This is a genomic window from Rheinheimera sp. (assembly GCF_030690345.1).
Classification (GTDB): Bacteria; Pseudomonadota; Gammaproteobacteria; order Enterobacterales; family Alteromonadaceae; genus Alishewanella.
This window is the reverse complement of record NZ_JAUYGV010000009.1, coordinates 291,295-302,753: the sequence shown is the minus strand read 5'-3', so window position 1 is coordinate 302,753 and position 11,459 is coordinate 291,295. Positions and strand designations below refer to the sequence as shown.

The following is an 11,459-nucleotide window of genomic DNA, read 5'->3' as shown; positions in this document are numbered from 1 at the left end:
ACAAAGCCTAAAAGTTGTAATTTTATAAAACAGCTTATACGCAGACCAGCCACGTAATTTGGCGAAGTCGGTTACGGTAGAATAACCTGCACCAAAACATAGCAAAGGGCCTGAGGGCCCTTTTTTATTGGTGCATGCTTATTATTTGAATTTTAATGAAAAAGCAATTTAGTTGACACATTTTGCCCTGCTTTGGTTCGGCTTTTTATAGCCAGGCTATTGACGGCTGAATTTTAATCATCTACCTTTTGTAAGCGCTTACATTTATGTTGCAGGTACCTTTATGGTATGGCGTTTCAGTCAGCAGGTAGCAAAGACCCAGGGGATGATAATAAAAATGAAACAGATTTCAACGTTTACCGCCTTGCTTATGGCGGCAGGCCTTGCCGGTTGTGGTGGTAGCTCTACCACTAACTCCGACTTTGCCTCAGTCGATATTGAACAGCCGGTGTCAGACTGGCAGTTAGTTTGGTCTGACGAATTTGATGGCGACAGTATTGATAACAGCAAATGGACACATGAAATTAATTGCTCCGGTGGCGGCAATAACGAGCAGCAATGTTATACCGACAGCGCGGATAACTCTTTTGTCGCAGATGGCAACTTAAATATTGTTGCGCTGCCGGCGGAAGACGGCGCCCCTCTGCCATACACTTCTGCGCGGTTAAACACGAAGCTGCAGGGCGATTTTAAATATGGCCGCTTTGAAATGCGCGCTAAGTTACCGCAAGGGCAAGGCTCATGGCCGGCATTCTGGATGCTGCCAACCGACGAAGTTTACGGGGGCTGGCCTAAGTCGGGTGAAATCGACATTATGGAAGCGGTGAACCTGAAAGTAGCGGACGCCGACGGCAACGAAGAAGCGCGGGTGCACGGTACTTTACATTATGGCCGCGATTGGCCGGACAACAGTTCTACCGGCAAAGAGTACAGCCTGCCGGACGGTGCCAACCCGGCCGATGACTTTCACACTTACGCTATAGAATGGCAGGAAGGTGAAATTCGCTGGTACGTTGACGGTTACCTTTTCCAAACTCAGATGGCGTCTGAAGTACGCTATAACAACAAAGATCAGGCAGCCGGCCTGATCCATCGCGGCTGGTTTTCTGAATATTTTGATATCGCCACTGGTGAGCTGGAAACCCATTGGGATGCTTCGCCATTTGATCAGCGCTTTCACCTGTTACTGAACCTGGCGGTAGGCGGCAACTGGCCGTCTAACGTGAATAATACCGGTATCGACGCCGCCGCTTTTGCTGAAGGACAAAGCTACATTATCGATTATGTGCGCGTGTATCAATGCAGCCTTAACCCGGAAACCGGCAAAGGCTGCGAAACTGTGCGCCAGGGTTACAAAGATGAAGAGACGCTAAGCATAGGTGCCGCACCTATTCCTGTTGCGCCCTCAGGCGTTGCGCAGAATCTGACTATTTTTGCTGATGAAGTAAATCCGGCATGGCCGGCGTGGGACTGCTGTGGTGGTACTACACCAACGGTTGAAACCGACGATGCAGAGCATGGCGCGGTAATGGAGTTCGTTATTGGCGCTGCTCCTACGGTAATGGGTTTTAATACTCTGCAAGCCGGTACACCGGCGCCGTTTGATGCCTCCCCCATGCTGACTACCGGCAGTGTGTCTTTTGATATGAAACTGGTTACGGCTCCGGCTAACCCGGCATCGGTATTTAAATTCAAAATTGAGTCCGGTGGCGCGTCAACTGCTGTAGAGGTTGATCTGAGCACTGGTAACGGAGGTTTGGAGCCGGTAGTGGGCGAATGGGCTACTTACACCTTTAGCTTGCAGTCACTGGCGGATGCCGGCCTGGAGCTTAGCGCTATCGATGTACTTATGGTCTTTCCGGCCTGGGATACCGGCAACGGTGCAGTGTACCGGCTGGATAATGTAGAAATTTCACAACCTTTGCCCTCTCTGGTGCTGTTTGAAGATCAAGCAAACGTTGATTGGCCGATGTGGGATTGCTGCGGCGGTACAGTGCCAACCGAAGAAATGGACGATGCCGATCACGGCCTGACAGCACAGTTTGTTATTGGTGCGACACCAACGGTTATGGGTTTTAAACCGGTTGATGGCTCCGGAATCCAGTTTGATGCCTCGTTATTACTTAGCGAAGGCGCGGTGCAGTTTGACATGAAACTGGTCACAGCGCCGGCTAACCCGGCATCGGTGTTTAAATTCAAAATTGAAGCAAATGGCGCCAGTTCTGCGGTGGAAGTTGACCTGAGCAGTGGTAATGGCGGCCTTGAGCCGGTGGTAGGTGAATGGGCGACCTATACCTTTAGCCTGCAATCACTGGCTGATGCCGGGCTGGATATAAGTGCTATCGACGTAATTATGGTGTTCCCGGCCTGGGATACCGGTAATGGCGCAGTGTATCGCATTGATAACGCGAAGATCACCGCACTGTAAACATAACGAATTTCAGCCGGAGGATTTGCCGGGCCGTTCAGGCGCAGCACAGGCAGCAATAAGTAGTACTGTGCCCGGTAAATCAAAGGACCAAGAATAATAAGCAGGGTTACTATGAAACAGATCACCTTTAACAAAACCAGGCTGGCGGCAACGATATCCATGCTGTTATCTGCCGGCACTATGCTGCCGGCACAAGCGCAGCAGCAGGATGAAACCGCCGCACCGGAAAAAGCGATAGAAATTATTGAAGTAAAAGGTATTCGCGGCAGCCTGGCCCGCTCGATGGACATCAAGCGTGAAGGCACCGGTGTGGTGGATGCTATTTCTGCCGAGGAAATGGGCAAGTTCCCCGATACCAACCTGGCGGAATCTTTGCAGCGCATCACCGGGGTATCGGTCAGCCGTGCCAATGGTGAAGGCAGCCAGATCACAGTGCGTGGCTTTGGCCCGGATTTTAACCTGATCACGCTAAACGGCCGGCAGATGCCGGGTACCGGTAATACCCGCTCTTATAACCTGGAAGATTTATCGTCAGAAGGCGTGAGTGCGCTGGAAGTGTATAAAACCGCGCGCTCGGAAAACCCCAGTGGTGGCTTAGGTGCTACGGTAAATATTATTACCGCCAAGCCGCTGGCCTCGCCCGGACTAAAGTACTCAGTGTCAGCAAAAGGCATAATGGATACGTCGAATAAAAAAGGTGACGATGTTACGCCGGAAGTCGCGGCCATTTTCAGCAACACCTTTGCCGATAATACCTTTGGTGTGTCGCTGTCATTGTCACATCAGGAGCGTGATTTCCAGCAGCAAAGCGCGACTATTGATGGCTGGCAGGCGAACCAGAGTTTGGGTAATGCAACCGGTGATAACGCCATTGACCGCCGGCCGGTAGATGCCGATGGCAATAAAATCGGCAATACGTTTTTACCACGCAACCTCGGCTATGGCGTCAATGATGTAGAGCGTTCGCGCAGTAACGGCCAACTGACATTACAGTATGCGCCGACAGAGAATCTGACTGCAACGCTGGATTACACCCGGTCTGAATCAACCACTGCACAGGAAAGCATGTCTTTTGGTGTGTGGTTTAACTTTGGCGGTAATATTAACTCTTACGAGTTGGACGAACGCGGTACCGCGGTGCGTTTTAATGAAGCCGCGAACGACTTTGCTCACACCGCGCGTAAGAGTACTACCCTGGTTGAGGCTGAGTCCGTTGGCTTAAACCTGGATTGGCAAGTAACGCCCGATATCAATCTAACCCTGGATTACCATGATTCCAGCAATGCTATTGATTTTGGTGCCGACAAAGGCAGTAAAAGTGCGCCCTTTATTATCGTTGGGCCAAACAATCTGGAATCAAAAACCTACGATTTTACCTCCGGTGAGATTCCGCAAATGCAGCTGTTTTGGCCAAATGGTGCGGATGAGACCAGCCCGGCTGATTTTGACCCGCTGTTTGCCCGCTTTGATACCAGTGCCGGTGAAGCCACGGTTAAGCAATTGCAGCTGGACTCTGAATGGATAAACCCGAACAACAGCATTCTGGCCAACATTAAGTTTGGTGTAGCACATACTAAACAAACTATGGGTGGCTATGGTGCCGGTGTAGATCAACAAGGCCCGAATGGCTATAACGGCAATATGGCCATTTACCCCGACAGCATGTTTACCCGCAACAGCACCGGTGATTTTCTTGACCAGTTTGACGGTGGTGGCAGTGATTTACTAACCAACTACTACTACACCTACGACTTTGATGAGGCGATCAGCCGCGCTGCCGCATATTTCGACGGTTTCCTGACCGACCCGTTCGCTACCGGCGGCATTGATTCTCAAGCTGAAGTGGAAGAGAAAACCAGCAGTGCCTATTTGCAATCAGCCTTTGCCTTTGATATTGCCGATATGCCGGTAGATGTAAACATTGGTGTGCGTTATGAGAAAACCGATGTTACCAGTACGGTAAAACAGCGGGTAGAAGATGTGTTGGTGTGGTTAAACCCAACCGAATGGAACCTGCGTTATCGCGACGAAGAAGCCGGCTTTGTCACCACTACCGGCGATCACGACTTGTGGTTACCTAATCTGGATATCAAAATGGAAGTGATGCCGGATGTAATAGCACGCTTCTCGGCTGGTAAAACCATTACCCGCGCACCGCTGGGTAACTTAGCCGGTATCCGCACCTTGTCGGCTAACCCGAAACCGGGCAGCCGTAACGGCAGTTCAGGCAATACTAATCTGCTACCGTTTGAATCCTTTAACCTGGATTTGTCATTTGAGTATTACTATGACGAGGGCAGCTACGTTGCACTGGGCTTATTTAATAAGCGGGTGAAGAACTTTATCCAAACCGACTTCTCCACCATCACTGTCGATGGCTTGCGCGATCCCTTTATTGGCCCGCGCGCGCAGGAAGCAGAAGCCCAGGTTATTGCCCGTGGCGACCAGGCAACAGTGGGGGCTATTTTCGAGCAGATTATTGCCAACGGCGGCGGTAATGCCGATGGTCAGGTGATCCAGAATGATGATGACCCGCTGGTAGAGTGGCTGGTTAGCCAGCCAACTAACGGTGAAACCAAAGAAGTACGGGGTCTGGAGTTTGCTGTACAGCATTTATTCGGCGCCAGCGGCTTTGGTGCGGCGTTTAACGCCACCATGGTAGATGGTGATGTCGAATTCGATGTTAACAGCCTGGAATCGCAGGCACCGCTCAGTGGGTTAAGTGATTCTGCTAACCTGCAGTTGTTTTTTGAAGACGACAAATGGTCGGTGCGGGTAACGTACGCCTGGCGTGATGCTTACCTGATTGGTGTGGGCCAGGCTCAGGGCTCATCAGATGCGCCGCCGCAGTTTGCCAAAGAGTTTGGACAGATTGACCTGAGCGTAAACTACGACTTTACTGACAACCTGACGGTGTTCTTTGAAGGGATTAACCTGAACAACGAAACCGAGCAATCATACGGTCGTTATGAAGAGCAGTTCTTAAGTGCGCGCCAGTATGGCCCGCGTTACAGCCTGGGCGCGCGTTATACGTTTTAATGGCGTACTATAATAAAGCCGCTTTTTAGCGGCTTTATTTTATTGTTGCAGCAGTGATCCGGAGAGATGGCGCGTGGACAAAGCAATACGCAAAGTAATCATTGTCGGCGGCGGTACGGCAGGCTGGTTAACTGCCGGCACGCTTGCCGCTGAACATCTGGCCAATACCGAGAGCGGTATCGAAGTTTGTTTAATTGAATCACCCGATGTTGCCATTATCGGCGTAGGCGAAGGTACCTGGCCGACGATGCGCGCGACACTGAAAAAAATGGGCATCAGTGAGACCGAATTTATCTGCCACTGTGATGCCAGCTTTAAACAAGGAGCCAAGTTTGCCAAATGGGTTACCGGTGCCGAAGATGATGCTTATTATCATCCGTTAGTGCTGCCGCAGGGCTATGCGGAAATTAACCTGGCACCGTTTTGGCAGCAGCATAAAACCGATATGCCCTTTGCCGATGCCGTCAGTTTTCAAGGCTATTTGTGTGACCAGGGCCTGGCGCCGAAGCAAAATACCACCCCGGAATATGCCCATGTGGCTAACTATGCCTACCATTTGGATGCCGGTAAATTCGCGGCTTTTTTGCAGCAGCACTGCACGCAAAAACTGGGGGTAAAGCATATTCTGGATCATGTTACGGCAGTAAATGCAGCAGCGGATGGCGATATTGCTTCAGTAGCCACGCGGCAGCACGGCGATATCAGCGGCGACTTATTTATCGACTGCAGTGGCTTTAAATCCTTGCTGCTGGGCCAGCATTACCAAATTCCGTTTATCTGTAAAAAACATATTCTGTTTAACGATCGCGCGCTGGCGGTGCAACTACCCTATGCCGATGAGCACAGCGCCATTGCCTCGCACACCATTTCCACCGCGCAAAGCGCCGGCTGGATCTGGGATATCGGCCTGCCGACCAGGCGTGGCGTGGGCTATGTTTATTCCTCCGCCCATATCGACGATGCCGCAGCAGAGCAGGAGCTACGCCAGTATATCCGCCCGGCGCTGGGGCCGCAGGGCGATAGCGTGGCACTGCGTAAAATCAATATCGTGCCCGGCCATCGTCAGCTGTTTTGGCATAAAAACTGTGTCGCTGTTGGTTTAGCCGCCGGCTTTTTAGAGCCGCTGGAGGCCTCTGCGCTGGTGTTGGTCGAGTTGTCTGCCGCCATGATCAGCGAACAGTTGCCGGCTAACCGCGCGGTAATGGATATTGTAGCCAAACGCTTTAACGATAAGTTTTTATATCGTTGGGAGCGGATTATCGATTTTCTTAAGCTGCACTATGTGCTGACACAGCGCACGGACACCGCCTACTGGCGCGATAACTGCAATGCCGATACTATTCCTGCTGAATTGCAGGCGCTGCTGCAGTTATGGCGCTACGAGCCGCCATGGCACCGCGATTTCAGCCAGGTAGATGAAGTATTTCCGTCGGCCAGTTATCAGTATGTGCTTTATGGTATGGGCTTTAAAACCCAAACCAGGCCCACCGCCAGACGGGCAGATAACAGCGCACTGGCGCAGCAGCATTTTGCTAAAAACGCAGAGCTGACAGCGAAACTGCTGCGCGGCTTGCCGGCTAACCGCGAGCTGCTGAATAAGATCCGTCAGTTTGGTCTGCCAAAAATTTAAATATCGCTGATTGCGGTTTATTATCAGGAAAGTTTATGCCTAATCATCAGTTACTGGACAATATTACCCATAAAGATTTACGTGTGATCAGCAGCCATCACCCGCGCTTTGGTGACACTGCCAGCTACACCAACATTTTTTGCAGTGAGTTGCGTCAGGTGCAGGGCTGTTACCCGATATTTTTCCGTAAAAATACCGACAGCGCCCAGTTTGAAACCATAGCGTTGTTTGGTTTTGCCAGCGAGGAAAACTTGTTTCTGGACGAGACCGGCTGGCATGCGCCTTATATTCCGCTGACGATCCAGCGCCGGCCGTTTCTGATTGGCTTTACACAGCAGGATGGCAATGAAGCCGATGCGCAGGCACTGGTGCATATCGATATGGACAGCCCGCGCGTAAGCCTGACAGAGGGCGAGGCGGTGTTTTTAGCCCAGGGCGGCCAAAGCCCGCTATTGCAGCAGGCCAGCGCCATCTTACAGGCAGTGTATCAGGGCCATCAGCAAACCCGGGCGTTTATCGACAGCCTGTTGCAGTATGATTTAATTGAAGCGGTGACCTTGCAGGTAACACTGGATGATGGCAGCCGCAACGAATTGGGGCATTTATACACCATTAACGAGGACCAACTGGCAGCGCTGGATAGCAATGTGCTGGGCCAATTGCATCAGCAGGGCTATCTGCAGCATATTTATATGATTTTGGCGTCAATGGCAGCTATGCCGCAGTTGATTGAGAAAAAGAACCGGCGGCTGTAACAGGCAATATATGCAAAGCATGCGCGAAATTCATCAGGCCACGGAGGCCGATCTGACCCCTGAGCTGCTAAGCTCAGTGACGCCGGTAGTACTGCGGGGTTTGGTAGCACACTGGCCGCTGGTGCAGGCGGCGCAACAGTCTGACAGCGCTACTGCCGCTTATCTGCAGCCCTTTATTACACCCAAGCCGGTGCAGGCGTTTTTATCGCCGCCACCGCAGCGTGGGTTATACAGCTATAATGCTGATTTAACTGAATTTAACTTTCAGCGTAAGCTAATGCCAATAGCCGGCGTGTTGGAGCATATCAGCCAAAATGCCGATGCTGCTGAGCCGGAAGGCATTTATGTTGGTTCTACCTCCGTCAACCATATATTGCCCGGTTTACGCCACAGTAACGATATTGCTGTGCTGCAAGACAAGCCGCTGGTCAGTATTTGGCTGAGTAACCCCTCCCGCATTCCGGCGCATTACGATGTGACCGATAATATTGCCTGTGTCGCTGCCGGCCGGCGTCGTTTTACGTTGTTTGCCCCGGATCAACTGGATAACCTGTACGTGGGGCCGCTGGATTTTACCCCGGCCGGACAACCGGTTAGTCTGGTGGATATTCAGCAGCCGGATTTTGCCCGCTTTCCGAAATACCGCCAGGCACTGCAGCAGGCACAAGTTGCTGAACTGGCGCCGGGCGATGCGATTTTTATTCCAGCGATGTGGTGGCACAGCGTTGAAGCGCTGGGCCGGTTAAATATCTTGATCAATTACTGGTGGCGCCAGGTCGACGCGTTTTATGGCGCGCCAGGCGATGCCTTGCAGCATGCGCTGCTCAGTATCCGCGATTTGCCGGCGGCGCAGCGCCAGGTGTGGTGTGAGTTGTTTGATTACTACGTATTTTCCCCGCAACCCCAGAGCCATATTCCGCCACAGGCACAGGGCGTGCTGCAGCAACTGGACGAGCTGCAGGCGCGTAAACTTCGCGCCCTGTTGCTGAATAAACTTAATCGCTGATTACAGCTGCAACAACGAATAAAACGGCCGCGCTGTTACACAACGCGGCCTGAAGTCTATTCACTGCATTGCACTGTGGCACTTTGTGCCAGCGCCGGTGTCAGCCGGATGTCGGCAAAGCTAAGTTGCAGTGGCGCTGCAGTGGTCAGCGACAGCGGGGTAAAAATCTGACTGAAATCAGCACCCTGCTGTGCAAAACAAGCCAGATCTATACTGAGTGTGTGCCAGCCGTCAGCAGCCATTGCCTTGAGCTGTGGTGCGATATTAATACTACTGTTACAGCTTTGCGCGCAATCCATGCCTATTAACACGCTGTCCGGTACGTTGCCGTTATGCTGCAACTCGACCATCAGAGCGCTACCGGCCTCGGCGTACGATCGCAGATCGGCCGGGAAGGCACTGGTTAAGCTGACCTTAGCCGCGCCGCTGAAGGTTAAGCGGCGCGCATCTTCCTGCACGGCTTTATCGAAGGTGCGCACGGCGATATTGCCCAGCTGTGCCACGCTGCTGTCCATGGTTTTGCTGCTGTCGCCGCTATGCAGTACCAACTGGTACGGCGGCTTTATGGCGCGTTCAAACAGTACTAAGTCATCCAGGCTGTTATCGATAGCCACCTGCTCATTCAGGCTGTTACTTAGTGTACTTTGTTCGCCATAGCGCAAGCCAAAACCATAGGGTAGCAGTGGTTGGTAATCTGCGTCGCCAACATTAGCCTGCTGTTGCGGTGTGGCCGGCCAACTGAATGATAACTTGCCGCGAAAATCGACATTTACACTGCCATCGGCTTTGGCCATGATAACATCAGCGACGCCGGCGCCCTCACTGCCGGGCAGCCAAACGGCAACAAAGGCGTCGGAGGCATTCAGTTCAGGGTTGACCCACAGTGGCCGGCCGCTGATAAATAACGACACCACTTTAATGCCGTCGGCCTTCAGCTTTTTCAGCAAAGCTAAATCGGTTTTATTGCCGCGCTGGTATTCCAGATTATCCAAATCGCCATTGCCCTCTGCGTAGGGCTGCTCGCCAAATACCACTACGGCGACATCCGGCTTAGTGCCGTAGCTGCCATCTGCGCTTAACTCAATCCGGCCACCGGCAGCATCGACCGCCTGCTGAATACCGCTGTAAATGGAGCTGCCGCCCGGGAAGTCGCTGTTCGTGTTACCGGTGCCCTGCCAGCTGATGGTCCAGCCGCCGGATTGCATACCGATATTGTCGGCACCTTCGCCGGTGACCAAAATACGCTGTGCCGGATTAAGCGGTAGCAGCTTGGCGTTGTTTTTCAGCAATACCAGAGATTGCTGCACGGCGTCGCGCGCTACGGCTCTGTGCTCTGCTGAGCCAATCAGCCCGGTTTTGCCCGACAACGGCCGCTTGGCCGGGCCTGGTTTATCAAATAACCCGGCGCGCAGCTTAACGCGCAAAATGCGCCGCACGGCATCATCAATCCGGCTTAACGGGATCACGCCGCTTTCTGCCTGGGCAATAAGGTTGTGATACAGCGGTTTCCAGGCAGACGTCGGCACCATATACACATCTAACCCGGCCAACGCAGCCTGAGCACAATTGTCATTAGTACAACCCGGGATCTGGCCGTGACCGTTCCAGTCGCCCACCACAAAGCCATCAAAACCCATGCGGTCTTTTAACACATCCGTCAGCAGGTATTTATCGCCGTGAATTTTGCTGCCGTGCCAGCTGTTAAACGATGCCATTACACTTTGTGCACCGGCCTGTAAGCCACCTACATAGCCCTGAGCATGAATGTCGAACAACTGTTTTTCGCTGGCAATATTGTCGCCCTGGTCGTCACCACCAACGGTGCCGCCATCACCAACAAAGTGCTTCACGGTGCTGATCACCCGCTCCGCGCCGAGGAAATCTTTACCGGCAGCGCCCTGTAACCCGGTCACAATGGCGGCGGCGTAGTCGTGCACTATGGCCGGATCTTCCGAGTAGCCCTCATAAGTGCGGCCCCAACGGTCATCACGCACCACTGCTACAGTAGGGGCAAACACCCAGTCGATGCCGGTTACCATTACTTCGCGCGCGGTTACCGCGGCAATTTGCTCAATCAGTGCCGGGTTGTTGGCCGCGCCCAGGCCGATATTGTGCGGAAATAACGTAGCGCCAATCACGTTGTTGTGGCCATGTACCGCGTCGGTGCCCCACATCGTCGGAATAGTGCTGCCGTCGAGGCTGTCATCAACAGATGCCTGATACATCGCTTCGGCCAAGGCTATCCAGTCGGCCGGGGTGGCGTGCTTGTTATCGTTCGGGAAGGCGCCGCCGCCGTTTAAATAAGAACCAAAGCCGTATTGGCGCATATCGTCAACGCTGATATCGCGGATTTCCGGCTGGATCATCTGCGCCACCTTTTGCGGCAGTGTCATTGTGGCCAGCATATCGCTGATGCGTTGTTCCATCGCGGCGTCTTGTGCCACCGGCAAGGCCAGCTGCGGCCAGACAGCGGCAGCTTTATTGGCATTTTCTGCGTGGTCTGGCGGGGTAACCGGTGCCTTGGAACAGGCCGCCAGCACCAGCGTGCAGCTGATGCTGAGTAAAGAAAGTTGCAGGCGAAATGTCATCTGGTCGCTC

The 11,459-nt window shown here is 52.8% G+C and carries 6 protein-coding genes; 5 read left to right on the top strand and 1 reads right to left on the bottom strand.

From position 1 onward, the window contains the following. Positions 1-337 precede the first annotated feature (337 nt). The 5 genes from Q8O77_RS19660 to Q8O77_RS19640 all read left to right on the top strand — a co-directional run bounded on the left by Q8O77_RS19660 (position 338) and on the right by Q8O77_RS19640 (position 8,861). On the top strand, positions 338-2,428 hold the full coding sequence (locus tag Q8O77_RS19660) for a glycoside hydrolase family 16 protein (protein ID WP_305557343.1): 2,091 nt from the start codon (positions 338-340) through the stop codon (positions 2,426-2,428). Between the two features lie 114 nt (positions 2,429-2,542). Further along, positions 2,543-5,470 (top strand): TonB-dependent receptor, encoded by a 2,928-nt coding sequence (locus Q8O77_RS19655; protein ID WP_305557339.1) that lies wholly within the window; start codon positions 2,543-2,545, stop codon positions 5,468-5,470. A gap of 73 nt (positions 5,471-5,543) precedes the next feature. Then, positions 5,544-7,100, top strand: a complete 1,557-nt coding sequence (locus tag Q8O77_RS19650; protein WP_305557337.1) for a tryptophan halogenase family protein — start codon at positions 5,544-5,546, stop codon at positions 7,098-7,100. A gap of 35 nt (positions 7,101-7,135) precedes the next feature. After that, on the top strand, positions 7,136-7,855 hold the full coding sequence (locus Q8O77_RS19645) for a SapC family protein (RefSeq protein WP_305557334.1): 720 nt from the start codon (positions 7,136-7,138) through the stop codon (positions 7,853-7,855). Between the two features lie 10 nt (positions 7,856-7,865). Then, entirely contained in the window at positions 7,866-8,861 is a 996-nt protein-coding gene (locus tag Q8O77_RS19640) for a cupin-like domain-containing protein (protein WP_305557332.1), read from the top strand. 56 nt (positions 8,862-8,917) lie between these two features. Here the strand turns inward: Q8O77_RS19640 and Q8O77_RS19635 are convergent, their stop codons facing one another. Then, a complete protein-coding gene (locus tag Q8O77_RS19635) occupies positions 8,918-11,449 on the bottom strand; it encodes an exo 1,3/1,4-beta-D-glucan glucohydrolase (RefSeq protein ID WP_305557330.1) in 2,532 nt (843 codons plus the stop codon). Between the last annotated feature and the right edge of the window lie 10 nt (positions 11,450-11,459).

Excerpts from the sequence above, each read along its gene's own strand:
- Q8O77_RS19645 (WP_305557334.1), top strand. The coding sequence starts at position 7,136 with ATGCCTAATCATCAGTTACTGGACAATATTACCCATAAAGATTTACGT.
- Q8O77_RS19635 (WP_305557330.1), bottom strand. The coding sequence starts at position 11,449 with ATGACATTTCGCCTGCAACTTTCTTTACTCAGCATCAGCTGCACGCTG.
- Q8O77_RS19655 (WP_305557339.1), top strand. The coding sequence starts at position 2,543 with ATGAAACAGATCACCTTTAACAAAACCAGGCTGGCGGCAACGATATCC.
- Q8O77_RS19660 (WP_305557343.1), top strand. The coding sequence starts at position 338 with ATGAAACAGATTTCAACGTTTACCGCCTTGCTTATGGCGGCAGGCCTT.
- Q8O77_RS19640 (WP_305557332.1), top strand. The coding sequence starts at position 7,866 with ATGCAAAGCATGCGCGAAATTCATCAGGCCACGGAGGCCGATCTGACC.